Source organism: Paraburkholderia sp. GAS206C (assembly GCF_050435645.1).
GTDB classification, from domain to species: Bacteria; Pseudomonadota; Gammaproteobacteria; order Burkholderiales; family Burkholderiaceae; genus Paraburkholderia; species Paraburkholderia phenazinium_B.
The window spans coordinates 917,336-942,557 of record NZ_JBNDKR010000001.1 but is presented as its reverse complement, the minus strand read 5'-3'; the positions used below and the strand labels follow the sequence as shown (position 1 = coordinate 942,557).

The following is a 25,222-nucleotide window of genomic DNA, read 5'->3' as shown; positions in this document are numbered from 1 at the left end:
ATCCTATAACAGGTGTGTCTCGACCCGGGTTGGCGCTTTAGCGCCTACCCGGGTCCGATCCCCGAAGGGGATGCGTGTGAACCCCCAGACGGGGGTAGCAGAACGCACGGTTGAGTGATCGATGTTGTGCCAGAAACAACACAACCCCACAACGCTCCCGCTGGTGAGCATCACCAGAAACTACTTCTTCCCGATTGGCTGTATTGCTCCATGAGCAGTGCGGCAACAAGTCATGCCTGATGACCATAGCGTGTCGGTACCACCCCTTCCCATCCCGAACAGGACCGTGAAACGACTCCACGCCGATGATAGTGCGGATTACCCGTGTGAAAGTAGGTAATCGTCAGGCTCCCTAGCAGAACCAGAAACCCCACCCCGCAAAGGTGGGGTTTCTGCGTTTACGGAAACGCCATCAACAGCAACGTCCATCATCTGGGTTCCGAAAGCTTCCGTGCAAACGCATCAACAAAGAACCAGGATTGACGAATAAGCTGATAAACGTTTCTGTAAGCTTTCTGAATATCGAAAACAGTTTTCTTTCTGTTTGTAATGAATAACTAGCCTTCCGCCACGCCAGCTTCTAGCCTTACCAAACCATTCAAACCGCTTCCGACGTGCACCAAAACCGGACGCTCCTCCACGGAACACGTCCAAAATTTGTGCAAACGCACATTTAGAGTTATGCACGCAACACCGAAGTCCACAATAGAGTCTACCGACTACTGCACTAATTACTTAACACTTGTTTGCGGCGCTGCAAAAATCTTAATTTCAGGTTATGCTCGTTAACCCTTGATGCCCGTGCGTCATTCGGACACGTTGACCTGGCCCCCGAATCAAGCGTTGCATCCGTCAAATGAAGTCGAAATGTAATATAAATTTCAATTCTTTCAGTCTGACGGTTTTGATTCGGACGTTTTCCTGCTTCAGTCTTTAAAGAATAAATGCAATCCGCACCGCTTCTAAGCCTTCTGATCTGGGTCCCCATTGTGGCGGGCATCATCGTTCTGCGAGTGGGTTCGGGTTCGCCTGGCCGGGCTCGTTGGCTCGCGCTCATCGGTGCACTTGCCGGCCTCGTGCCTGCTATCCCGCTGGTCGCAGGCTTCACGAACGGGTTGCCGTCAATGCAGTTCGTGGAGAACGTGAAGTGGCTGCCGTCGTTCGACATTGCGTGGCACCTGGGCGTAGACGGGATCTCGTTGTGGCTGATCGTATTGACTGCACTGACGACGGTCGTGATCGTGGTGGCGGGCTGGCAATCCATCACGGTGCGCAGCGCGCAATACTTCGGCTCGTTCCTCATGTTGTCGGGCTTCATGCAGGGCGTGTTCAGTTCGCTGGACGGCATGCTGTTCTTCATCTTCTTTGAAGCGACGCTGATTCCGCTGTACCTGCTGATCGGTACGTGGGGCAACAAGAACCGCTCGTACGCCGCGGTCAAGTTCTTCTTCTTCTCGCTGATCGGCTCGCTGATGATGCTGATCTCGATGCTCTATCTGTTCGCGCAGACCCACAGCTTCGACCTCGAAGTCTGGCGCAACGCGCATCTGGACTTCGTGCCGCAAGCGCTGATTTTCCTCGGCTTCCTCGCCGCCTTCTCGGTGAAGGTGCCCATGTGGCCGGTGCACACCTGGCTGCCTGATGTCCACCTCGACGGCCCAACCGGCGCCGCCGTGATGCTCGGCATGCTGAAGATCGGCGGCTACGGTCTGCTGCGCTTCGCCTTGCCGATCACCCCGCAAGCCAGCCACTTCTTCGCGCCGGCAATGATCACGCTGTCGCTGGTCGCCGTGATCTACTCGAGCCTGCTCGCGCTCGTGCAAACCGATATCCGCAAACTGCTCGCCTACTCGTCGATCGCTCACATGGGTCTCGTTACGCTGGGCCTGTTCATCTTCAATCCGCTTGGCCAGGAAGGCGCGATCATGCAAATGATCTCGTACGGCGTGGTCTCCGGCGCCATGCTGCTGTGCACGGGCATGTTGTACGACCGCACGCAAAGCGGCTCGATCGACGCCTACGGTGGCGTCGCTAACACCATGCCGAAGTTCGCTGTCTTCGTGATGCTGTTCTCGATGGCCAACGTCGGCTTGCCGGGCACGGCAGGTTTCGTCGGCGAGTTCATGGTGTTGATGGGCGCGATCGGCTTCAACTTCTGGATCGGCGCAATTGCTGCACTGACGGTGATCCTGAGCGCCGCCTACACACTGTGGATGTACAAGCGCGTGATCTTCGGCGCAATCGCCAATGCACGCGTCGCGAAGCTGACCGACCTCGGCAAGCGCGAGTTCGTCCTGCTCGGCGCAATGGCAGTACTGGTACTCGCGATCGGCATCTATCCGAAGCCGTTCACGGATGCAATCAACCCGACGTCGACCAGCCTGCTCGCGCAGACCAATCGTCCGGCACAACCGGTCGAGTCCGCTGCTGTCGAGAACGCAGAGCATTTGCAAGCACGCGCTGCGGTAAACGCAACACACGCGCCGGGTTGAATGCATTGATTGTGTAGCTGCGTCGTGCCGCTAAAACGATACGACGCGCTACCTGAAGCGCGTGCGATCGCGCAGATGTGCGGTCGTTACTTGCTCGCGGTCCATAGCTGAAGCAGTTGTTTTATCTCTTGATGTACGGCAAGCACCGATCATGTGCGCAGGATTGTGCGGCAACGTGTCACACACTTCACGCTCGCAACAGATCGTTGCAAAAATCGCTGTTTATAACGAGATAGCACGGCTTTACTATGCGACCGCTTACTAATGGAGAGCGGTCGGATGTTGTTCGTCACAGTCGTAAAGAGCAGGCAATCGATATGAAAGAAAAAACTCTACGGGGGGCGATGAGCACAGTCGCCATTGGCCTGGTTGCGCTGCTCTCGGGCTGTAGCAATCTCGATCTGCTGAATTCCAAGGGCAGTGTGGGAATCGCGGAGCGTAACCTGATCGCGACGTCGACATGGGCCATGCTCATCGTCGTGATTCCGGTCATTGCCATGACGCTGCTGTTCGCCTGGCGCTATCGCGCGTCGAACAAGAGCGCCGAATACCGACCCACCTGGTCGCATTCCACGGGCATCGAGATCGCGATCTGGACGATTCCGACGCTGATCATCCTGTTCCTCGGCGTACTGACGTGGAAGAGCACGCACGAGCTCGATCCGTACCGTCCGCTTGAATCGAGCGTGAAGCCGATCAACGTCGAAGTAGTCGCACTCGACTGGAAGTGGCTGTTCATCTACCCCGATCTGGGCATCGCGTCGGTCAACCAGCTCGCGCTTCCCGTGGGCACGCCGGTCAACTTCAATATCACGTCGGACTCGGTGATGAACTCGTTCTTCATCCCGCAACTCGGCGGCCAGATCTACGCAATGGCAGGCATGCAGACGAAGCTGCATCTGATCGCGGATGAGCCAGGCGACTACGCCGGCGAGTCGGCGAACTTCAGCGGCAAGGGCTTCTCGGACATGAAGTTCCGCGCGATCGCCTCGTCCCCGGAAGAATTCAACGCATGGGTTGCCAAGGTGCGCGCATCGTCGGACCGCCTCGACATGAACCGCTACAACGTCGTATCGCAGCCGGGCGAGAAAGCGCCGGTCACCTACTTCTCGTCGGTCGATCCAAAGCTCTTTCACAACATCATTGCCCGCTATAACAACGGCAACGTCATGGATATGAAAGACGACAGCAACTGCAAGGCCAAGGGGTAACGCATGTTCGGTAAATTAACCCTCGACTCGATTCCGTACCACGAGCCGATCATCATGTTCGCCGCGGCCCTGATGGGCATCGGCGCGGTTACGGTGCTCGGCGCCGTGACATATTTCGGCAAGTGGCGCTACCTGTGGACCGAGTGGCTCACGTCGGTCGACCACAAGAAACTCGGCGTGATGTACATCGTCGTGGCGATGATCATGCTGCTGCGCGGCTTCGCCGACGCAATCATGATGCGCACGCAACTGGCGATCGCGTATCACAACCCTGGCTATCTGCCGCCGCATCACTACGACCAGATCTTCTCCGCGCACGGCGTCATCATGATTTTCTTCATGGCGATGGTGTTCATGGTGGGTCTGATGAACCTGATCGTGCCGCTGCAGATCGGCGCACGCGATGTGGCGTACCCGTTCCTGAACTCGCTGTCGTTCTGGATGACGGCAGTCAGCGCCATCCTGATCAACATCTCGCTTGTGATCGGTGAATTTGCACAGACGGGCTGGCTGGCGTATCCGCCGCTGTCGGAGCTGCAATTCAGCCCGGGCGTCGGCGTCGACTATTACATCTGGAGCTTGCAGCTCTCGGGTATCGGCACCTTGCTCACGGGTATCAACTTCTTCGTCACGATCGTCAAGATGCGCGCGCCTGGCATGACGTTCATGAAGATGCCGGTGTTCACGTGGACCGCGCTGTGCACGAACGTGCTGATCATGGCTGCGTTCCCGATTCTGACGGTTACCCTGGCGCTGCTCGGCCTCGACCGTTACCTCGGCATGCACTTCTTCACGAATGAAGGCGGCGGCAACGCCATGCTGTATCTGAACCTGATCTGGGCGTGGGGCCATCCGGAGGTCTACATCCTGATCCTGCCCGCGTTCGGTATCTTCTCCGAAGTCATTGCGACGTACGCGAAGAAGCCGCTGTTCGGCTACAAGACCATGGTCTACGCGACCTGCGCGATCATGGTGCTGTCGTTCCTCGTGTGGCTGCACCACTTCTTTACGATGGGTTCGGGCGCGGACGTGAATGCCTTCTTCGGCATCGCGACCATGATCATTGCGATTCCGACTGGCGTGAAGGTTTTCAACTGGCTGTTCACGATCTACAAGGGCCGCCTCGAGTTCTCGACGCCCGTATTGTGGACGCTCGGCTTTATGGTCACCTTCACGATCGGCGGTATGACCGGCGTGATGATGGCGATCCCGGGTGCGGACTTCGTGCTGCACAACAGCCTGTTCCTGATCGCTCACTTCCACAACGTGATCATCGGTGGTGTGCTGTTCGGCTATCTGGCTGGCTTCAACTACTGGTTCCCGAAGGCATTCGGCTTCAAGCTGAACCAGAAGCTCGGCAAGGCCTCCTTCTGGTTCTGGCAAATCGGTTTCTGGATCGCTTTCCTGCCGCTGTACGTGCTGGGCTTCATGGGCATGACGCGCCGTCTGAATCACTACGACAACCCGCAATGGCATCCGTGGCTGCTGCTGGCCGAAGTGGGTGCTGTGCTGATCGCAATCGGTATCGGCCTGCAACTGCTGCAGATCTTCGTCAGCATTCGCGACCGCAACCTGCCGGAGAACCGCGACGTTTCGGGCGATCCGTGGGATGGCCGTACGCTGGAATGGTCGACCACGTCGCCGCCGCCGGTCTACAACTTCGCTATCGTGCCGACGGTGCATGAGCTGGATGCGTTCACCGACATGAAGCAACGCGCGAAGACCGAGAAGACCAAGCCGGTGTACCGCGACATTCACATGCCGTCGAACACGAGCGCAGGTTTCTTCATTGCCGCGTTCAGCCTGGTGCTCGGCTTCGCAGCGATCTGGCACATCTGGTGGCTGGCGATCATTGGCCTGGTGGGCGCGATCGGCACGGTGATCGGTCGCAGCTTCAGTAATGACAACGGCTACTACATCCCTGCCAGCACGGTTCAGGCGATCGAAGAACGTCGTAGTGGCGCTGGTGAAGCGCTTGAACTGGCAGAGGTGGATTAATGTTGACGAAGACTCATCTGGCGCACGAGGTCCACGACGCGGACCACGTGCCATCGCAATCGGTGTTCGGTTTCTGGCTGTATCTGATGACCGACTGCATCATCTTTGCCTCGCTGTTCGCCGTGTTTGCGGTGATGAGCCACCAGTTCGCGGGTGGCCCGAGTGGCAAGGATCTGTTCGAAATTCCCGGCGTTGCACTGGAAACGGCCGCGCTGCTGCTGAGCTCGATTACCTACGGCTTCGCGATGATCGGCGCACACCAGGGCAAGAAGGGTGTGCTGCTCGGCTGGCTCGCGGTGACGTTCCTGCTCGGTGCATCGTTCCTCGTGCTTGAACTGCGCGAGTTCTCGCACCTGATCGCGATGGGCGCAGGTCCGGACCGTAGCGCGTTCTGGTCGTCGTTCTTCACGCTGGTCGGCACGCACGGTTTGCACGTGACCTGTGGCCTGCTGTGGATGATCGTCCTGAGCGTGCAGGTGATCCGCAGTCCTGAACTGACCGAGCGCGAACTGACGCGCCTGACGTGCCTGAGCCTCTTCTGGCACTTTCTGGACATCGTCTGGATCGGTGTCTTTACCTTTGTCTACCTTACGAGTGTGATTTAAATGGACCACGCCCATACCGCTCACTCGGGTGAAAGCCATGGCAGTTTCGGCAGCTATACGGCCGGCTTCATCCTGTCCGTCCTGCTGACCGCTGCGGCGTTCGGCATCATCATGACCGGTTCGTTGACCGGCCATAGCGCAGTGCTGGCAATCGCCGGACTGGCGTTCGTGCAGATCATCGTGCACCTGGTGTTCTTCCTGCATATGAACACTTCGTCGTCACAGCGCTGGAACGTGATGGCGTTTGGTTTTACGGTGCTGACCGCCGTCATTCTGATTGTCGGTTCGTTGTGGATCATGCATAACGTCAGCATGAACATGATGTCGCGCTAAGCACACACCGCACGTTGTACAGATAGAACGGCCCCTGCAATAGGGGCCGTTTTGCATTCGGTCACCTCCGACGCGAAGCCTTAGGCGCCGGCGCGGTCGTCTCGCGAATCACCAGTTCCGAGAGCGGCACCTTGTACGCATCGCGTTTGGCTTTGACACCTTCGATACGATCGATCGTCAACGCGACCGCAATCGATGCAATCGCAGCGGTCGGAAATCCCACCGTGGTGAGCGCAGGCCGGAACTGATGCGCGAGGTGGATGTTGGTCAGTCCGATCACAGACAGATCTTGAGGCACGCGTTTGCCGATGTCCGTCGCCGCCTGGATCGCACCGATCGCCATCAGGTCGTTGGTCGCAAACAACGCAGTTAGTTTGGGCTGCTCACCTAGCAGTGCACGGGCAGCTTCGTAGCCGGCCTCGATCGAGTCCTTGCACGAACGAACCTGCACCGCATCGGCGGCAACGCCTCGCGCAGCTAATGCGTCGACAAACCCATGAAGCCGTGTCGATTGCGGGCCGCCGGAACCTTCCCCCAGCAGCGCGCCGATCTTGCGATGACCAAGTTCGTAAAGATGTGCAGCAGCGAGGCCGCCGGCATGGATGTGATCGACAGTGACGCAAGGCAGCGTACGACTTGCCTGAACGTTTTCCCACATGCACAGCACGAGCGGGGAGCCACGCTGAGCGATCTCAGCGAGTTCGCCAGCGCTGACATCGGTGTTCATCACTATCACGCCGGCAGCGAGCGTGCCGGCGATCTTGTCGAGGTACGCGCGTGCGATGGCAGGGTTGTCATCCGTGTTGCACACCAGCAAAAAATAGCCACGCCGGCGCGCCGCGGTCTCAGCTTCCAGCACGAACTCCGGATAAAACGGGTTCGAGATATTCGACAGCATCAACGCCAGCGTGGACGTGCGTCCCTCGGCCAAAGCGCGCGCCGTGAGGTTGGGGCGGTAACCGAGTTCGCGCACGGCCGCCATGACACGTTCGACGGTGGTCGGCTTTACTTTCTGAGGATTGCGTAACACGTTCGATACCGTGGCCGCGGTGACCTGCGCGCGTTGCGCGACTTCGGCGAGCGTCACCATGTCTGGTGCACCGCGTCCAGGGTTAACGAGTGTTGGACAGCGGCAATTGGCTCCGTTTCTGGTGTTTCACCCATATATTGAGACGTTTTGGTAAGGGTTGCGTGTCGGGAATAGCTCGGCTACTTTCACGATTAGCCACAGGAGGAACACATGTTAATTCAAGCGGCAGTTTTTCCGTCGGAAAATTTAAGCGCTTAAATTTTGTGAGTGTTTCACGAACCATTTCAAGAACGTCAACGAAGAAAATGACGAAAGCGGCGATGCAGTAGCTGTAGCACGTCACCTTTCGCTTCACTAGCCGGTTTGCTGTGACCCGGCGGCTGACGCGAGGCAGCTGCCACCATAAATTGAATATTGGAGACGAGCATGAAATTCAGAGCTGGGAAGGTTTTACTGGCCGGCATCGCGTGTCTTGCGATGGCGACCGCGACCTACGTGGAAGCCGCGACGTTGCGGGTGACGGTATCGGCGCGCGGCAATCAGCGTGCGGTGTGGCAAGACGCTTTCGATCAGTTCAAGAAGGCCAATCCCGATGTCGACCTGAAAGTGACCTACGTAGGCGAGGAGGCCTACAAGGTGCAGATGTCCGGCTGGCTCGCAACCGATCCGCCCGATGTGCTGAGCTGGCACAACGGCGAGCGCATGGCCTATTTCGCGAAGCGCGGTCTGCTCGACGACCTGACCGCCGACTGGCAGAAAGACGGCTGGAATCAGACCTACGCCGCGGTCAAGCCGCCTTCGACGTACGCGGGCAAGCAGTATGCCGCGCCGCTCGGCTACGACTCGTATGGTTTCTTCTATCGCAAGGACCTGTTCCAGAAGGCCGGCATTGCCGGCGAACCGAAGACATGGGATGAGTTCCTCGCCGACTGCAAGAAGCTGAAGGACGCGGGCATTGCACCGATCGCCGTGCCGGCCAAGGACTCGTGGACACTTGCAGCATGGTTCGACTACCTTGACCTGCGCATCAACGGCTACGCATTTCACGAGCAACTGATGGCGGGTGAAATCCCCTACACCGACGCGCGCGTGCGCAAGGTCTACGCAACATGGAAGACGCTGATCGACGACAAGTACTTCGTCGACAACGCGCTTTCTTACGACGTGGATTCGGTCAGCCCGCTGCTCGTCAACGGTCAGGCCGCCATGATGTTGATGGGCACGTTCTTCTCTGCCGGCCTGCCCGAAGCCACGCGCGACAAGATGGGCTACTTCCGCTTCCCGGTGATCGACGCATCCGTGCCGATGGCTGAAGACGGTCCGGTCAACATCCTGATGATCCCGGCGAAAGCCAGCAACAAGAAGGACGCGCACCGCCTGCTCGCCTTCATGGCGCAGCCGCAGATCAACGGCGAACTGGCGAAGGGCTGGGGCCAGTTACCGTCTAACAACCAGGCGCCGGAACCCCAGGACCCGATCTCGAAGATCGGTTTCCAGATTCTGTCGAGCACGCCAGGCGGTGTTGCGCAGTTCTACGACCGTGACATGACCAAGGAAATGGCCGACGAAGGCATGAAGGGGATGCAGCAGTTCTACAGCGACCCGAGCCAGATCGACGCGGTCCTGAACCACCTCGAACAGTTCCGCCAACGGATCTATAAGAAGTAAGCTGTGGAGTGTCTGGGTTGCGGTGGCCAATGCATTGCGCCGCAGCTCAGACAAACCCGCATCCGTACGAGGAACCTGAACGTGTCGACCACTATGTCAGACAAAGCGGCCTCAATCGGCCGCGCACGCCAGCGCCAACGAGCACCTGCGCCGCTCAGCCGCCGGCGCAATCGCACCGCGTTGCTGTTTCTGCTGCCGGGCGGCCTGCTGTTCGCGCTGTACGTGATTTACCCGGTGATCAGCAGCATCTTGCTGAGCTTCTATAACTGGGACGGCATGACGGCGAGGGCGTTCGTCGGACTCGACAATTACCGCGAGCTGTTCCACTCGGATACGTTCTACACAGCGCTGAAGAACAACGTCATCTGGCTCGTGCTGTTTTTGCTTGCGCCGCCGTTTGGTCTCGTGTTCGCGCTGTATCTGAATCAGAGCGTGCGCGGCATCCGGCTCATCAAGTCGCTTTTCTTTGCACCGTTCGTGCTGCCGGGCGTGGTGGTCGGGCTGGTGTTCGGATGGTTCTACGATCCGACCTTCGGCTTGCTGAAGCTGATCGTAGGACACGGCATACCGGTGCTTGGCGATCCGCGTTATGTGACCTACGGGATCATTTTTGCCGCGCTCTGGCCGCAGATTCCGTTCTGCATGATTCTCTATCTGACCGGGCTCACCGGCATCAACAGCGAAATCATCGAAGCGGCCCGCATGGAAGGTGCGCAGGGCTTCGCGCTGCTCTGGCATGTGATCTTGCCGCAACTTCGGCCCGCCACTTTCATGGCGTTCGTGCTGACCGTGATCGGCGCGCTACGCAGCTTCGACCTGATCTCGGTGATGAGCGGAGGCGGTCCGTTCGACAGCTCGACTGTGCTGGCCTATTTCATGTACGACCAGGCGATCAAGTATTACCGCGAAGGGTATTCCGCTGCGATTGCAGTGGTGCTGTTCGTGATCATGCTGATCTTTATCGTTTGGCAGTTGCGGCGGCTCGTGCGCAGCGAAACCTGAGGAATCGACATGTATCCGATGCCCGTTTCCCGCTGGCGGCCCGGTAGCCGTCTGCTCTACAAAATCTCTCTGCCCGTTGCGTTGCTGCTGTGGCTATTGCCCTTGCTCGCTGTGCTGGTGACGTCGGTGCGCTCCAGTGACGAACTCTCCGCGGGCAATTACTGGGGTTGGCCCGAGCATTTCGCATTGGTCGAAAACTACGGCACGGCGCTCACGCAAACGCCGATGCTGCATTACTTCCTGAACAGCGTGCTGATCACCGTGCCCTCGGTGCTGGTGTCGATCTTCCTGGCATCGATGGCAGGGCACGCGCTCGCGAATTACCGCTTTCGCGGAAACCTGGTTGTGCTGGCGATTTTTGTGGCGGGCAATTTCGTGCCGGTGCAGATCCTGATGATCCCCGTGCGGCAGTTGACGCTGGATTTCGGCCTCTACAACACGGTGTTGGGACTGGTGCTGTTTCACACCGCGTTTCAGACGGGATTCTGCACGCTGTTCCTGCGCAACTTCATTCGCGCGCTACCGTACGAGCTCATCGAAGCAGCACGCGTCGAAGGCGCGAGCGAGTGGTCGATCTACTTGCGCATCGTGCTGCCGCTGATACGGCCCGCACTCGCGGCGCTCGGCATTCTCGTCTTCACGTTTGTGTGGAACGACTATTTCTGGGCGCTGTGCCTGACGCAAGGCGATGACGCGGCGCCGATCACCGTAGGCGTCGCCGCGCTAAGAGGCCAGTGGACGACGTCATGGAATCTGGTTTCCGCGGGTTCTGTGCTGGCCGCATTGCCATCGGTCGTGATGTTCTTTGCCATGCAGAAGCATTTCGTGACCGGTCTCACGTTCGGCGCCACCAAGGGATAGCTTTGCGAGCGAGCCTCGATCGCTTGCCACCTCCTTGCGACTCGTCATCACTCAGAACACAAACCTCACTACGTCTAGCGAGAGCACCATGCATTTAGGAGTCTGCTATTACCCCGAGCAATGGCCACAGCATCAATGGGAAAGCGATGCGCGCCGGATGGCGGAACTGGGCATCAGCCGTGTCCGGATCGCCGAATTTGCATGGAGCAGGATGGAGCCCGAACCGGGCCGCTACGAATGGGCGTGGCTGGATACCGCGATCGAAACACTGGCAAAACACGGCCTGAAAGTCGTTCTTGGCACACCCACGGCGACGCCGCCCAGGTGGCTGGTGGAACTGCATCCGGAGATTCTGCCGGTCAACAAGGATGGCGTCACCCTGAAGTTCGGCTCGCGACGTCACTACGATATCTCGAGCGAGGTGTATCGCGAGCATTGCGCGCGCATCGTCGAGCAGATGGTGCAGCGTTACGGCAAGCATCCCGCGGTGATCGCCTGGCAGACGGATAACGAACTGGCATGCCACGACACCTCGCCGACTTATACGGAAGCGGCCCGCGTGCGCTTCGGCAAATGGCTCGCGGCGCGCTACGGCGAAGTGGCGCGCTTGAACACGGCCTGGGGCAATGTGTTCTGGAGCATGGAGTACCGCAGCTTCGATGAAATCGGTTTGCCGAACCTCACGCCCACCGATGCGAATCCGAGCCACTGGCTCGACTTCAGGCGTTTCATGTCGAGCGAGGTGGCGAGCTTCCATGGCTTGCAGGGCAAACTGATTCGCGAGCATGCGCCGGGACGCGATCTGCTGCATAACTTCATGGGCTTTTTCACGAGCTTCGATCACTACGAGTTTGCCGAAAGCGGTCTCGATGTCGCCGCATGGGACAGTTATCCGCTGCCGCGCACGGAAGTGCTGTGGTTCGACGACGCCGAGAAGCACCGCTGGGCTCGCACCGGTCATCCCGACATCCCCGCTTTCAACCACGATCTGTACCGGGGCGTCGGCAAGGGGCGCATGTGGGTGATGGAACAGCAGGTCGGTCCAGTCAACTGGGCGCCGTATAACCCTGTGCCGAAAGCGGGCATGGCGCGTCTCTGGACCTGGGAGGCGTTTGCGCACGGCGCCGAACTGGTGTCGTACTTCCGCTGGCGCCAGGCGCCCTTTGCGCAGGAGCAGATGCATTCGGGCATCAACGCACCGGACGACAAGCTGACTACCGGTGGCCACGAAATTGCCCGTGTGGGACGTGAGCTGGCGGCGTTCGACCGGGCAGCCGTGGCTTCAGGCGCAGCGGCGACTGCCGAAGCGAAGCAAGCCCCTGTGGCTTTGCTGTTCGACTACCCGGCAGACTGGATCGTGCAGATCCAGCGTCACGGGGCCGATTTCGATTACCAGCGGCTGGTGTTCGAGTGGTACTCGTGTCTGCGCGAGATGGGCGTCGACGTGGACATGTTGCCCGCCACCGCCGACCTGAGCGGATACCGGCTGATCGTCGCCCCCTCGCTACCGGTGGTGCCGGATGTGCTGGTCGCGCAGATCCAGGCCGGCCACAGCCACTGGCTATTCGGCCCGCGCACGGGTTCGAAGACCGCGGGCTACACAATCCCTGCAACGTTGCCTCCTGGCCCGTTACAGGCCGTTCTGGACGTGCGGGTGGCGCAAAGCGAATCGCTACGTCCGACTCTGCGGCCAGCAGCAAGCTTCAACGACGTCCAAGGACAAGGCAGAAGCTGGCGCGACCACGTAGAAGCCGGTCCTGGCGTAGATGTGCTTGCCTCGTTCGATGATGGCTGGCCGGCGCTCGTGCAGTCCGGACGGGTCCGCATGACGACGGCCTGTTTCGACCCGGCGTTGCAGCGGGCGTTGCTTGAAAGCAGCGTGCGCGACGCCGGCATCGAGGTCGTCGATCTGCCGGAGGGCGGCCGTTTGCGTCGTCTCGGCAAAGTGCGCTTCGCCTTCAACTACGGTGAAAAGGCCTGGCAGGTGCCCGCTCCAGAGGGCGCACACTTTGTGCTGGGCGGCCGCGAAATCGGCTCATGTGACGTAGCGGCGTGGATCGAAACGCACTGACGTCGGCTGCCGATGTGCTAACACGTTCCAGCAAGCTTTGGCATACTGCCGGTTCACCCGTGTTTCGCGTCATCGATGAACTACTCCCGGCTCCTCAGCCTCACGCGCATCCCGTCCTTCATGTCACTGGCGGGCGCGACCTTGATGCTCGGGGTCGCCATGTCGTTTACCGCTCCGTATCTCTCGCTATTCGGCGTCGAGCGGGCCGGCATGACGCCGCTCAAGCTCGGGCTGTTCATGACGCTGATCGCGGCGAGCGGGGTGGCGGCAAGCGGTTGGGCCGGTAAATGGTCCGACCGCCATGGTCATCACCGCACGCTGCTGCTCGCGGCGCTGGGCGCGGCGGCGCTTGGTTTTCTGCTGCTGTGTTTCGTGCGCGACTACCGGGCGCTCCTGATAATTGGGATAGCGTTCCTCGGCGCAGGCGGCTCGGCGTTGTCGCTGGTGTTTTCGTTCGGCCGCGCAGCGCTGCCGGTGACGAACGAATCCGAGCGGACCTTTGCGACTGCGACGCTGCGCACGGTGTTGTCGGTCGCGTGGGTGTTCGGGCCTTCGGTGGGGGCGCTGGTGTTGGCTGCCATCGGTTTTTACGGGCTTTTCCTGTTCGCGGCGGCGTGTTTTGCCGGCTGCGGCGCGATCATCTGGCGCATGCATGAGGCGCCGGATGGCGAGTTGCACAGCGTGGAGGATCACATCCCCGGCGACCCGGCTTCGTCGCTCGAGGTCACCACGGTCGAGCCGGAGACGCCGGTCAAGCCCGATCTCGTTCATCCTGCGGCGCCGCCGCGCATGATCTGGCGCTCGGTGCTGGCACTGACGCTCATCGGTCTGGCCGCCAACGCGACGATGATCGTGTTGCCGCTCTACGTCACCCACGGACTGCACGGCACGCGCATCGACGTGTCGGTCATGCTCGGCCTTGGCGCCTTCCTCGAAATTCCGATGATGCTGGCGCTCGGCGCACGTGGCTCGAGTCTGAACAAGCTGCGCTGGCTGGCCGCGTGTGCCGGCGTGCATATGCTGTACTTCCTCTGCGTGGCGGCGGCCGGTTCCATCTCGTTCCTGATTCCGATGCAGGCGCTCAACGCTTTCGTGGTGGCCGTGACGTCCTGCCTCGGCATGACCTATGTGCAGGATCTGATGCCGCGCTCGCCTGGCCAGGCTACGGCGCTGTTCTTCAATTCGGCCCGTGTCGGCTCGATCCTCTCGGGTGTGCTATCAGGGTTGCTGGTGGCCGGAGTAGGGTACCGGGGTACGTTCCTGTTCTGCGGCTGCCTGTCGCTAGGGGCATTCATCCTGTTCGCCGATCCGCCGTGGCGGCTTATGTTCCGCTACGTTCAGGACAGGTGGCCGGGTCGCCGGAGAGACTGATGGCCGGGCCTAACTGGGTCGATCTGCGCCAGCACGCCAGCACCGGAATCGAAACGCTGCGCGCGCATTTCGAAGGTCATGCCTACGATCCGCACTGGCATGACGCGTATCTGCTTGGCTTTACCGAGCAGGGCGTTCAACAGTTCGATTGCCGCCGCGCGCGTCTGCAAAGCACGCCGGGTCACGTGTTCATGCTGGAGCCAGGCGATATCCACGACGGCCATGCACCGGCGCAGGGCGGCTTCACTTACTCGATGCTTTACCTGAAGCCGGACTGGCTCACGCGCGAACTGCGGACGTGGTCCGATGAGGCGCCCGTTACCGGACAGCCGCAGTTTCCCGCCACCTTGATCGACGACATTGCGTTCGCAAGGGCGATTGCAACACTGTTCCGCGTGTTGCGTCGCGCGGAAGAGCCGCGTCTTGCGAGGCAAACGGCTATCGACGGCTTGCTCGAAAGTCTTGGCCGCCATCTCGACTGGCGCTTGCATGGCGAGCGTGATCCCCGCTTGCCCGGCGTCGCACAACGCGCGCGAGATTATCTGCACGCACATTTGCACGACGATATTGGCCTTGATGAACTGGCGATGGCCTGTGACGTCGACCGGTTTCGTCTCACGCGCGCTTTCAAGACCAGCTTTGGGCTTGCTCCGCATGCGTATCTGATCCAGTTGCGGTTGGCGACAGCGCGTCAGTGGCTCGCCCGTGGCGTCGCGCCGGTCGAGGTCGCGCATGCGCTGTGTTTTGCCGACCAGAGCCACCTCGGCCGCTGGTTCCGGCGCGCTTACGGACTGACGCCTGCTCACTACGGCAAGCGTTGCACAAACGTTCCAGACTGAGCGCCAAACCACGATTAACCTTGCCTGGAAGGGCCCGGCGGGCGTTGCCTGCACGAGGATGAGTCAAGGTGAAATCGCAAAGGAATGGAACGGATGGAGTTCGATACAAAAGTTGTGCTGGTGGTTCGTGAGGACCTGGCGTCGTGGCAAAAGCTCAACGTCACGGCGTTTCTGGCAACGGGGATTGCCGCGGCGGCGCCCGAAGCGATCGGCAAATCCTATGAGGACGCGAACGGCAGGCACTATGCCGCGTTGCTCGGGCAGCCCGTGATGATCTATGGCGGCGATGCAGCGGGAGTGTTGCGGGCGTTTCAACAGGCCCAGCAAAGAGAACTGACCATCGCGGTCTACGTGAAGGCGATGTTTTCCACTGGCAATGATGACGACAATCGGGCGGCGTTTCGCGCTGAGTCCGTGGACCAACCCGACCTTGTGGGGATCGCGCTGCGTGGCCCGAGGAAGATGGTCGATAAGGCCGTGAAGGGGTTATCGCTGCATCCGTGACGTGTGTGCCGCTGTGTTGAGCCGCTTAAGGGCAGTGAGTGGCTAGTGGCGCCTTCGTGCGCGGTGCAGGCGGCCGCCGCTTCCACCGTCAGCGTCACCTCCGCGGCTCAAGCTTTCGCAGCGAGATCCGCGAAACTGACTACCTTCGCTTCGCAAGCGCTCGTGAGTGCCGCGTCGTAGCTCGTGAAAAACACCACACGGTCTTGCCCCAGCAGCTTGAACAGTTCGACGAGGACGCCACGCGCAGGAGCGTCGAGGCCGCCGCCCGGTTCATCCGCGATGACGACGGCGGGTTGTCCGATCGACGCTGCCGTCAGGAAAATCTTCTTGCGCGTGCCGAACGACATTTGCTCGAAGCGCTTCTCGAGATGCGCGGTAAGGCCGAACCGGTCGGCGAGTTCGAGCACGCGGCTGTCGAGCGCGGTCTGTCGTTCCGTCGCTATCCGTTCGAGAAAGTCGCGCCCGATTTCCATCGAACCCGGGAGACAGTCGTCGGGCACGTAGGCAAGCGCTGCTCTTGCCGCGACAGGAGCGCTCCGCAGCGAATGACCGCCGAGCCAGACCTCGCCCGCGTCCGCTTCGATCTCGCCGGCAAGGATACTCAGCAGAATCGATTTCCCGCTCCCACTCTCATCGTTCAGCGCGACGCAGCCTGCATCGACGCTGCAATGCAGTCCCTGAAAAATGGTGCGTTCACCGTAATGTTTGCACAGATTCTCGAATCGAAGCATTGATAATCCGGGTTCTCAGACAAAGAAGATTCGCGATGCGGCGGCGAGCCAACGCGCGGGTGCAAGTATAAATTGCGCTTGCGTTCCCGGTGGGCATCGCCGACTACTCTCGCGTTTCTTCCTTAGCCTTTGCGGAACGCCGGTGCGCCCCACGGCGCACCTGTCGAGCCGCCGTCGACGACGATTTCCGCCGCCGTGATTCCCGACGCATCGTCCGAAGCCAGGAACAGCGCCGCTGAGGCGACTTCCTCAGGCGTGGCGAAGCGGCCCATCGGAATGAGCGGGGAGATTGCCTGTTCGGTCTGATCGACAGTTGCCCCGGCGCGTGAGCCGCGTGTCCAGATCGGCGTGCGCGTGCCGCCCGGGATCACAGTGTTGACGCGGATGCCGCGCGGGATGAGTTCCGCCGCAAACACCTTTGCCATTCCGGTCACGCCTGCCTTGGTGGCGGAATAGGCTGCCGATCCCGGCGAGCCGAGTTCGCGCATGACCGATCCGTTCAGCACGATCGAGCCACCTGCGCTCATCAACGGCAGCGCGCCCTGCACCGTGAGGAAAACCCCGGTCAGGTTGGTGCGCAGAATCGCCTCGAACGCGGCGGCCGTTGTGCTGCCGAGCGGCGTCGAGCCCGGAATGCCCGCATTGGCGAACACGATGTCCAGCTTCCCGTAGGCTTCCTGAATCTGCTTGAACAGCGAGTCGATCGCTGCGGGATCGTCCAGATCCGCTTGAATGCCGAGCGCGTTTTCGCCCAGCTCCGCCACAGCGGCATCCAGCTTTGCGCGATCGCGCCCCGTGATCGCCACGCGGCCGCCATCCGCGATCAGAAGTCGTGCCGCGGCAAAGCCGATGCCGCTATTGCCGCCCGTCACGAGCGCTGTTTTTCCGGTAAATCGCATGTTCCTTCTCCTGTGTAGTGCGCCGCGAGATCGCCGGCATCGCCGCGTCTGCTCGCATTGCGAAAAGACCCTGTCAAGCGGCGCGGGACAGCGGCCGCATCTGGACATCACGAGCATCGTCAACAGCTGAAATCTGCATGTTGATCATCATGCACAAATTCAGTATGATGATCGTCATGCAGATTGTCAAGCATGACGGAGCAGAAAAATGGGTTATTCACAGGCACAGAAGGCTGAGAGCAGGCAGCGTGTTCTGGAGAACGCGTCGCGGCAGATTCGCGAGAACGGTATCGAGGCGCTCGGCGTGGCCGATTGCATGCGCAGCGCCGGGCTGACGCACGGCGCGTTCTATGGACACTTCGCGTCGCGCGATGCGCTGATCGTGGAAGCGCTGGAATATGCGCTCACGCAAAGCCGGGCGCGCATCGCCGCGCGCGATAACGATGCGGGCAAGCGTAGCGAGACGCCGCTGCAGTCCATCGCCGAGGCCTTCCTTGATGAGCGTCACGTGAACGATCCCGGCACTGGATGTGCGCTGTGCGCGCTCGCGGGTGAAGCGCGGCATGCAAACGCAGATGTGCGCGCACTGTTGACGCGGTATCTGAATGAATTGACCGCACGTGTTGCCAAGGCGGCGCTTCGCGGCGGCGAGAAGTCGGCGCTTGGCATCGTGGCGACCATCGTAGGTGCGATCACGCTGGCGCGCGCAGTGGACGACGATGAACTGGCCAAATCGGTTCTTTCTTCGTCGCTCGCGCTCGTGATGACGCAGGACGGTGACGGCGATAGCGTGCAATAGCGCATCAGCGGGCGGTAGCGGCGCGACGGCTTTTTGAGCGTCCGGGTATGCTGGCGAGATCGAGCGAATTCTCAAACGCATTCACGGCATAACGTTCACAAGAGGCCAAAGCATGTCGGACCATCCCATCGACAACCCGTTTCTCGAATCGCTCGGCGTGCGGCTAACGCAATGGCGTGAGGGCTACGCCGAACTGACCATGCTGATCGACGCCAGCAAGCTCAACCGGCAGGGCGTCCTGCAAGGTGGCGCGATTGCCACCCTGCTTGACGCAGCAGCGGGATATGCAGGTATCTTTGCGCCGCCCGGCCAAACCGCGCGGCATGCGTTCACGCTCTCGTTGACCACCAACTATCTCGACAAAGGACTCGGCGAACGGGTGACCGCAAAAGGGTTTCTAGAGCGTCAGGGACGTTCGATCTTCTTTTCGCGCGCCGAGGCCTGGGTGGACGAGCGCATTCTGATTGCGAGTGCGCAAGGCACATTCAAGTATTCGAAAACGGCCGGGTAGGCGCCGGCGTCAGCCGGGCGCCCCCAGCGCCGAGATCGAAGAACCCGCTTGTCTCCCGGACTAGCTCTGCGAACCTGCCCGATGCGCCAGCCATGCCTGGGTGCGTGACTCGATGTAATGCGCGTACTCCGCGTTGGTCCGCAAAGCGGGCATCTGATGATGCATGCCTCCCTTCGCATCCGGTACCGGCAGTCGCGATACCAGTTCCGCGTGCACTTCCTGCAGGTGCGACGGCTTGTCTGCCGAGGGATTCGTGCCCTTCGACGTGGGCACCACCACGCCGGAAAGTGGATCGTCGGTACGCGGCGTCTTGAGCGTTAGCGCGTCGCCCACGTCGGGCGCGGCGGCATCGCGGGCAGTGAGAGCAGGCACACCCCAGCGCGTTTCGACCGTCTTCAGGATCGAAGTGTGGTCGAGCGGCGTCGTGCCTGCTGGAACGCGGAACACGGTCCCCGGTGCGATCAGTGGCGAAACCAGCACCGTTGGCACGCGCAAGCCGAAGCGCGTGAAGTCGAAACCATATTCGCCGGCCGTGTTATCGGGCGGCACGGCGCCCAGCGGCGGCGGAACGTGGTCATAGCATCCGCCGTGCTCGTCGTAGGTAATGATCAGGAGCGTCTGATTCCACTGCGCTTCGTTGCTGCGCAAAGCGTAGTACACGTCGTGGATAAATTGCTCGCCCAAGGCGACGTCGTAGTTGGGATGCTGGCTGTTGCCGGCGGCGTCCCAGCTCGGTTCGAGAAAACTGTATGCGGGCAGCGTGCCGTTTTTCGCTGCGCTCTGGAAGTCCGTGAAGAGTCCGAAGTGATCGTCGGACGCATTCGTGGTGTCAGGGAAGTTCAGACGTGTGAGTGGCTGCTGGGTGTATCCATAGATGACCCAGCTTTGATTGTGCTGCGACAGCGAGCCGAAAATACTCGGCGACGTAAACGTCTTGGTCTTGTCGTCCATGTGTCCCTGGCTTGTCCCCGCGCACACGAAGGCGCGATTCGGCAAGGTCTCGGTGGCCACCGAACTGAACCACTGGTCGCATACGGCGTAACCGCGAGCGAGTCCTGACAATACTGGCAGCGTCTCCGGTGTGTACATGCCCATGATGTCCGAGGCGACCGTGCCCTTTAGCACGCCCCAGCTCGGCTCCTTCGATTCCCAGCCAAGCGTGTAGTCGTAGTCGGTCACGAAGCCCTGGTTTGTCGCGTTGGCCGGCGACGGCGCGGTGACCGTGCCAAACAACTGGGAGTTCGTTGCGCTATAGCCTTCGCCGGGATCGGCGCCGGGCTGAAAGTATGCGTTGCTGTCGCTCGACTGAATCTTGTACACCTTCACGGACTCGCCTTTTTTCGAGGCCGGGTTCGATTCGTTGCCGGTCAGGCCGTCGAACGCCTGACCGGACGGCGATTTGTTCTGCTGGTCCGTGTAGAGGAAGCCAAGCATGTGATCGAAAGAACGGTTCTCCAGCATCAGAACGACAATGTGCTGAATCGCGGCAAGCTGGTTAGCCATGGACACTCCTTCGGTAATGTCGTTTGCGGTGCTCGCAATGCAATGCGTGTTTCAGCATGCATGCGTTCCGAGGTTTCGACATGGATGCCCGAAGCAGGTTCGAAGAAATATCCCTGATGTTTTGCGAGGCAAAAACGCCTGATCAGTTCATTACCTTTTGATGTCACACAGCAAAAAATATGGTGCGAATTCAGTGCAGATATAGTGCTGACGGAGACGCAGCAAGCGTGCCGCGCGAAGGTGACACTTTTGTTCTCATTGGCGCTCGTCTTCCCGCGTTGTAGGATTGAAGAGGAAATGCGGGCCACGCGCCACACGCGCATCGGTCTGCCTATGCGGAATACGTGAGCCGTGTTGCGCTGTTCTTGTCCTGCTCGCCGTTACAAAAGGCGTATCGAATCATGAGTTCCCGTACCGTGGTCGCTGAAGCTGCACACATGGACGCGTCGCCTGCAGCGGTCGGCCCCGTCAGCACCGGGTCGGTTTCCGCTGCGATGACGGTTGCCGATGCTTTCGTGCTGCTTGCTACATCGATTTCCGGCGAGGCAGTGTGCCGGGTTCGCAAGCTCAATTCCAGCGCGGGTCCTGAGGACCTCCACAAGCTTCGAGTCGCGCTGCGCCGTTTGCGGACACTGTGGTGGGCATACGACCCCTTGCTCGACGGAAAAGAGGCGAAGCTGCAACGCCGCGAGTTCAAGTCACTCGCCGATGCCGCCGGCCGCACGCGGGACTGGGATGTCTTGCGCGAACTGATCGCCGCAGCGGATGCAGCGGAGAAACATTCGTTTGCCTTGTTGATTGCCGCGATCGATGAGCATCGGGCTCAGGCGTTGTCGTTCAGCTTGCGCGCGCTCGGCAATGCAGGCGTGGAGAGAATCCTGGAGCAGACTTTTGCAGATGCGCGCTTGCACCTCGATGCTCAATGCGCCTCTCGTCCTGTTGCAAGCTTTGCGGAAGAACGCGTGCAAGTAGCCGAAGAAGCCTTGAAGAAGCGCGTCAAACGGGCGATATCGGCCGACGGATCAGACTACGCGGCGCTGCACGAGGTGCGGATTGCGGGGAAAAAACTTCGCTATTTGCTGCAATTTTTCGCGCCGGTTCTGGAGAGCGGCCATCAGGCCGTGATTGACCGTCTTACAGTAGTGCAAGACGAACTGGGAACGTTGAACGACCAGGTGATGAGCGAAGCGCTGCTTCGCGAGTATGGCTTTCAGTTAGGTGACGCCGGGCGGGTCAAACAGGCCATTGCGTATCTGCAAAGCGAGACCGCGCATCACATGCATCACGTCCACAAGATATTGCATACGATGGCGTAGCGGGCCGACGCCTCGTGCTTGTCCCGAGGCGCATGTTTACGCCAGTTCGGACCGGCGCTGCTCTCCGCCGTGCTGCCAGCTGTTCGCTACCCGTTCGCCGTCCGCACGTGCCTGTGCTTCCGAGGAAAACAGGTCCCCGCTATAAGCGACTACCTTTTTCCCCGTCCCGTGCTGCCTTTCGGTCGTAAGTGCCCAATGCCAGCCACCATCCTGTTCAAACACATGAAGCGTCAAATCAGGTGAGTGCGGATATGTCATTTATGCCTCCGCAGTTAGGGGGCCCGATGGGCATCTGTAAGCCCCCAAGCTCCGCTCAACCCAGCATAGGCGTATAAATGCTGCGACGCAACATTAAATTTTTACGACACGTTTCGAGCGTTGCGAACCGGTGCACAAAAAGTCCACACTTTTACTTCGGATAACGAATTGAAGCTGATGTATGGGCGTCGTGCAACCGGGCTCCTGACAGCTTCAACTACTGGAACTTGACGACAGTTTTGCCGCGGCCATGCCCCGTTTTGTTGCGCTCGATTGCATCAGCCGCTTGGGACAGATCGATGATCTCGGAGACTTCCGCCCTCAGATTACCTTGAGCGACTTCGCGCGCGATTTCCGCGAGCTTTGTTGCGTCAGTGCGCATCTGAAACCAGACGCCCCGTTTGCCTGTTGGCGTTTGCGTCGCAATCTCGGGCGCGGCCGTACTCACTATGCGACCCTGTTCCGCAACGATCGGCCAGGATCCGGTCAATGCGGGGCCGCCAACGAGATCGAGCACCAGATCCACGTTGCGTGCGACTTCCCAGAATGGTGTGGTCCGATAATCGATCACTTCATCCGCGCCCAGTTCCCGAAGATAAGCCGCGTGGATGCCTCGCGCAGTCGCAACGACACGCGCTCCGGCACGCCGGGCCAACTGCACCGCAAAACTGCCCACGCCGCCCGCTGCTCCGTGAATCAACACCGTCTGCCCGCGTTTCAGTTCACCCGCTTCGAACAACGCCTGCCATGCTGTCAGCGCGGCAACCGGAATGGCTGCGGCGATGGTGTCGTCGAGGCCGTCGGGAATGGGCGCAAGCTTGTCGGCGGCGATTGCTACGTGATCAGCGTAGGCGCCTATGGCGCCCAACGCGCCCAGCACACGGTCGCCTACCGTAAAGCGCGTTACGCCTGCGCCAATCTCCGTCACTTCGCCGGCAAGCTCGATGCCGAGCGTCGCCGGCAGCGGGAGCGGAAAGACGCTTTGCAGCGAGCCGTCGCGGATCTTCCAGTCGAGACCGTTGACGCCGGCCGCGCGAACCCGCACCACGACCTCACCGGCTGCCGCCGTCGGCAAGTCGATACGGTCGATAGAGACGGCGTCGGCGCCGCCATAAGCATGGATAAGAAGAGCTCGGTTCATTGTGCATTCTCCAGAACAGGATAGTCGATGTAGCCTTGCGGGCCGGCTGAGTAGAACGTGTCGCGGTCGGGCGTGTTGAGCGGCGCATCGGCGAGGAAGCGCTGCGGCAAGTCCGGGTTGGCGAGGTACAGGCCGCCGAATACAACTGCATCGGCACCTCCCTCGTCGATCAGCGCTTGAGCGCTTGTCCTGTTGAGGCCGCCGCCGTGCAGCAGCGCGCCGTCGAAGAGCGGTCGCAGGAGGGCGCGGTAATCGAACGGGCTCTTCGTTTTGGCCACATGCAGATAGGCCAGATTGAGTTGCCCGATCCGCTGAACAAGGTACTGATAGGTTTCCTGCGGTGTCGCGTCGCTCACGCTGTTAAAGCCCATCTCCGGCGCGATCTTGATGCCGACGCGATCGCCGCCAGCCTCTTCGACCATGGCCGTCAGCACGTCGAGCACGAAGCGCGCGCGGTTTTCCAGCGAGCCGCCGTATTGATCGGTCCGTTGATTGGTCCCCGAGGATAAAAACTGTTCCGGCAGATACCCGGAAGCAGCATGCAACTCAACGCCGTCGAAACCGGCTTCCAGTGCGTGACGGGTAGCGAGCCGATAGTCCTCGACGATGCCGGGGATTTCTTCAGTTTCCAGCGCGCGCGGCACGACGAAATCCTGCGGGCCGGTAGCGGTGAAGACCTTGCCTTCCGCCGCAATCGCCGAAGGCGCGACGGGCGTCGCGTGGTCCGGCAGCAGGCTCGGATGCGAGATGCGCCCGGTGTGCATCAATTGCAGGAAAATCAGGCCGCCTTTCGCGTGGACTGCTGCGGTAATGCGCTTCCACGCTTCGATCTGCGCGGCCGAGTGGATGCCCGGCGTACGCACATAACCCTTGCCCATCGGCGACGGAAAGGTGCCTTCCGTCACGATCAGGCCGGCATTGGCGCGCTGGGCGTAGTACTGCTCGGCGAGCGGGGAGGGCACGCCGGACACATTGTCGGCACGTGAGCGGGTCATCGGCGCCATGACGAAGCGGTTGCGCAGGGTGTGGCGGCCGATACGGATGCTTTGGTAGAGGGAGTTCATGTCGTTTCCTTGGTGTTGGTGAAGGAGTAAGGACAGAATGAACTGATCCATTGGAGAGATAAAGGCATAAAATTGAATACAGTGATCCACCAGTGGAGCAATAGGCATGGAATTGTTGAGCTACATGCGCCTGTTTGTCGAAGTGGCGCGAACCCGGAGTTTTCGTCGCGCGGCGGAGGCGCTGGATATGCCGAATTCGACGGTCTCGCGGCATATTGCGGAGCTGGAGAAGACGATTGGTTTGCGCCTGCTGCACCGGTCCACCCGGAAAGTGGAATTGACCGAGGCGGGCGAGGTCTATTTCAGGCGCTGTCAGAGCATCGTCGAGGAAGCGCGCATTGCGCATGAGTCGCTGCTGGACATGGCTGAACGCCCGACTGGCACACTGCGGGTCTCGATGCCCGCGGATCTGGCCACCGGCCATCTGGCGCCGATCCTTGCCGACTTCGCCAAGGCGTACCCACTGATCGCTTTCGAATTCGATTTGACGCCGCGCCGGATCGATCTGCAGACGGAGCCGTTCGATCTCGCGATTCGCATCGGACCGCCGCCCACGGCTCCGTCGATGCTGGTAGCGCGGCAGATCGCGTTGCTGCCGCGCTATCTGTACGCTGCGCCAGGCTATCTGAAGACCGCGCCGCCGCTTGGTCACCCTGATGATCTTCGCTATCACGTGTTATGCGTGACGCAGGGGGTGCCGAGACAGGGTGAGATGTCGAGAACGTTTTATCGCGGTGACGAAAAGGTTGAAGTCGTCACTGCAACCCGCTTCGCGATGAACAGTGTCGGTCTGAGCCGCGAACTGGCGATTCAGGGTGTTGGAATTGCGGCGATGGACCACGAACTCGCGCGCGACGACCTGGCGCTGGGGCGGCTCATACGCGTGCTTCCCGAGTGGCGTCTTTCACCCGTGCAGGTGCATGCCATCACTGAGACGCGATTGTTGCCGGCGCGGGTGAGGTTGTTTATCGAGTTTTTGAAGGCGCGCTTGTCGAGTCTCGGATGATTGCTTTAG

General features: G+C 60.4%; 23 protein-coding genes and 1 rRNA gene. 17 read left to right on the top strand and 7 right to left on the bottom strand.

What is annotated here, in order from left to right:
- Window positions 1-235 precede the first annotated feature (235 nt).
- The 6 genes from rrf to cyoD all read left to right on the top strand — a co-directional run bounded on the left by rrf (window position 236) and on the right by cyoD (window position 6,639).
- Window positions 236-349, top strand: a 5S ribosomal RNA gene (gene rrf / locus P3T20_RS04360).
- Between the two features lie 595 nt (window positions 350-944).
- The gene (locus tag P3T20_RS04355) at window positions 945-2,492 is read left to right on the top strand and encodes a complex I subunit 4 family protein (RefSeq protein WP_074266425.1); all 1,548 of its coding nucleotides are present in this window, start codon (window positions 945-947) and stop codon (window positions 2,490-2,492) included.
- Window positions 2,493-2,809: 317 nt separating this feature from the next.
- The gene (gene cyoA / locus P3T20_RS04350; protein WP_074266424.1) at window positions 2,810-3,703 is read left to right on the top strand and encodes a ubiquinol oxidase subunit II; all 894 of its coding nucleotides are present in this window, start codon (window positions 2,810-2,812) and stop codon (window positions 3,701-3,703) included.
- 3 nt (window positions 3,704-3,706) lie between these two features.
- A complete protein-coding gene (cyoB, locus tag P3T20_RS04345; RefSeq protein WP_074266423.1) occupies window positions 3,707-5,701 on the top strand; it encodes a cytochrome o ubiquinol oxidase subunit I in 1,995 nt (664 codons plus the stop codon).
- On the top strand, window positions 5,701-6,306 hold the full coding sequence (gene cyoC / locus P3T20_RS04340; RefSeq protein WP_074266422.1) for a cytochrome o ubiquinol oxidase subunit III: 606 nt from the start codon (window positions 5,701-5,703) through the stop codon (window positions 6,304-6,306). The genes cyoB and cyoC overlap by 1 nt, the downstream gene beginning before the upstream one ends.
- The gene (gene cyoD, locus P3T20_RS04335) at window positions 6,307-6,639 is read left to right on the top strand and encodes a cytochrome o ubiquinol oxidase subunit IV (protein ID WP_074266421.1); all 333 of its coding nucleotides are present in this window, start codon (window positions 6,307-6,309) and stop codon (window positions 6,637-6,639) included.
- Between the two features lie 61 nt (window positions 6,640-6,700).
- Here the strand turns inward: cyoD and P3T20_RS04330 are convergent, their stop codons facing one another.
- Window positions 6,701-7,729, bottom strand: a complete 1,029-nt coding sequence (locus tag P3T20_RS04330) for a LacI family DNA-binding transcriptional regulator (RefSeq protein WP_074266420.1) — start codon at window positions 7,727-7,729, stop codon at window positions 6,701-6,703.
- A gap of 366 nt (window positions 7,730-8,095) precedes the next feature.
- Here P3T20_RS04330 and P3T20_RS04325 point away from each other — a divergent pair, with 366 nt between their 5' ends.
- The 7 genes from P3T20_RS04325 to P3T20_RS04295 all read left to right on the top strand — a co-directional run bounded on the left by P3T20_RS04325 (window position 8,096) and on the right by P3T20_RS04295 (window position 15,985).
- The gene (locus P3T20_RS04325; RefSeq protein WP_074266419.1) at window positions 8,096-9,337 is read left to right on the top strand and encodes an ABC transporter substrate-binding protein; all 1,242 of its coding nucleotides are present in this window, start codon (window positions 8,096-8,098) and stop codon (window positions 9,335-9,337) included.
- A 93-nt stretch (window positions 9,338-9,430) separates the two neighbouring features.
- Window positions 9,431-10,339, top strand: coding sequence for a carbohydrate ABC transporter permease (locus P3T20_RS04320; RefSeq protein WP_074266418.1), 909 nt, complete (start codon window positions 9,431-9,433; stop codon window positions 10,337-10,339).
- A 9-nt stretch (window positions 10,340-10,348) separates the two neighbouring features.
- The gene (locus tag P3T20_RS04315) at window positions 10,349-11,200 is read left to right on the top strand and encodes a carbohydrate ABC transporter permease (RefSeq protein ID WP_074266417.1); all 852 of its coding nucleotides are present in this window, start codon (window positions 10,349-10,351) and stop codon (window positions 11,198-11,200) included.
- 88 nt (window positions 11,201-11,288) lie between these two features.
- Window positions 11,289-13,271: a beta-galactosidase gene (locus P3T20_RS04310; RefSeq protein ID WP_429286170.1), complete on the top strand. Its 1,983-nt coding sequence runs from the start codon at window positions 11,289-11,291 to the stop codon at window positions 13,269-13,271.
- A 75-nt stretch (window positions 13,272-13,346) separates the two neighbouring features.
- Complete coding sequence (locus P3T20_RS04305) at window positions 13,347-14,642, top strand: sugar efflux transporter (RefSeq protein ID WP_429286169.1); 1,296 nt, start codon at window positions 13,347-13,349, stop codon at window positions 14,640-14,642.
- Window positions 14,642-15,481 (top strand): AraC family transcriptional regulator, encoded by an 840-nt coding sequence (locus P3T20_RS04300; RefSeq protein WP_074266414.1) that lies wholly within the window; start codon window positions 14,642-14,644, stop codon window positions 15,479-15,481. Before P3T20_RS04305 ends, P3T20_RS04300 begins: the two co-directional genes overlap by 1 nt.
- 93 nt (window positions 15,482-15,574) lie before the next feature.
- Window positions 15,575-15,985: a DUF2000 domain-containing protein gene (locus P3T20_RS04295; protein ID WP_074266413.1), complete on the top strand. Its 411-nt coding sequence runs from the start codon at window positions 15,575-15,577 to the stop codon at window positions 15,983-15,985.
- Window positions 15,986-16,092: 107 nt separating this feature from the next.
- On the opposite strand, the gene P3T20_RS04290 is transcribed toward P3T20_RS04295, so the two are convergent.
- Together P3T20_RS04290 and P3T20_RS04285 are read right to left on the bottom strand one after the other, a co-directional pair.
- On the bottom strand, window positions 16,093-16,716 hold the full coding sequence (locus tag P3T20_RS04290; protein WP_074266412.1) for an ABC transporter ATP-binding protein: 624 nt from the start codon (window positions 16,714-16,716) through the stop codon (window positions 16,093-16,095).
- Between the two features lie 122 nt (window positions 16,717-16,838).
- Complete coding sequence (locus P3T20_RS04285) at window positions 16,839-17,615, bottom strand: SDR family NAD(P)-dependent oxidoreductase (protein WP_074266411.1); 777 nt, start codon at window positions 17,613-17,615, stop codon at window positions 16,839-16,841.
- Window positions 17,616-17,823: 208 nt separating this feature from the next.
- On the opposite strand from P3T20_RS04285, the gene P3T20_RS04280 reads away from it, so the two are divergent.
- A complete protein-coding gene (locus P3T20_RS04280) occupies window positions 17,824-18,414 on the top strand; it encodes a TetR/AcrR family transcriptional regulator (protein WP_074266410.1) in 591 nt (196 codons plus the stop codon).
- A gap of 112 nt (window positions 18,415-18,526) precedes the next feature.
- Window positions 18,527-18,925 carry a PaaI family thioesterase gene (locus P3T20_RS04275; protein WP_074266409.1) on the top strand — a complete coding sequence of 133 codons (399 nt, stop codon included), beginning with the start codon at window positions 18,527-18,529 and terminating at the stop codon, window positions 18,923-18,925.
- A 60-nt stretch (window positions 18,926-18,985) separates the two neighbouring features.
- On the opposite strand, the gene P3T20_RS04270 is transcribed toward P3T20_RS04275, so the two are convergent.
- Entirely contained in the window at window positions 18,986-20,428 is a 1,443-nt protein-coding gene (locus tag P3T20_RS04270; RefSeq protein WP_429286168.1) for an alkaline phosphatase family protein, read from the bottom strand.
- Window positions 20,429-20,829: 401 nt separating this feature from the next.
- Here P3T20_RS04270 and P3T20_RS04265 point away from each other — a divergent pair, with 401 nt between their 5' ends.
- Window positions 20,830-21,744, top strand: coding sequence for a CHAD domain-containing protein (locus P3T20_RS04265; protein WP_429286167.1), 915 nt, complete (start codon window positions 20,830-20,832; stop codon window positions 21,742-21,744).
- A gap of 36 nt (window positions 21,745-21,780) precedes the next feature.
- Here the strand turns inward: P3T20_RS04265 and P3T20_RS04260 are convergent, their stop codons facing one another.
- From P3T20_RS04260 to P3T20_RS04250, 3 genes are all read right to left on the bottom strand, one after another.
- Window positions 21,781-22,002, bottom strand: coding sequence for a hypothetical protein (locus tag P3T20_RS04260; protein WP_429286166.1), 222 nt, complete (start codon window positions 22,000-22,002; stop codon window positions 21,781-21,783).
- A gap of 217 nt (window positions 22,003-22,219) precedes the next feature.
- Window positions 22,220-23,143: an NADP-dependent oxidoreductase gene (locus P3T20_RS04255; protein WP_429286165.1), complete on the bottom strand. Its 924-nt coding sequence runs from the start codon at window positions 23,141-23,143 to the stop codon at window positions 22,220-22,222.
- Window positions 23,140-24,207 carry an alkene reductase gene (locus P3T20_RS04250; RefSeq protein ID WP_429286164.1) on the bottom strand — a complete coding sequence of 356 codons (1,068 nt, stop codon included), beginning with the start codon at window positions 24,205-24,207 and terminating at the stop codon, window positions 23,140-23,142. The genes P3T20_RS04255 and P3T20_RS04250 overlap by 4 nt, the downstream gene beginning before the upstream one ends.
- Before the next feature lie 106 nt (window positions 24,208-24,313).
- On the opposite strand from P3T20_RS04250, the gene P3T20_RS04245 reads away from it, so the two are divergent.
- The gene (locus P3T20_RS04245; protein ID WP_429286163.1) at window positions 24,314-25,213 is read left to right on the top strand and encodes a LysR family transcriptional regulator; all 900 of its coding nucleotides are present in this window, start codon (window positions 24,314-24,316) and stop codon (window positions 25,211-25,213) included.
- Window positions 25,214-25,222: the final 9 nt, after the last annotated feature.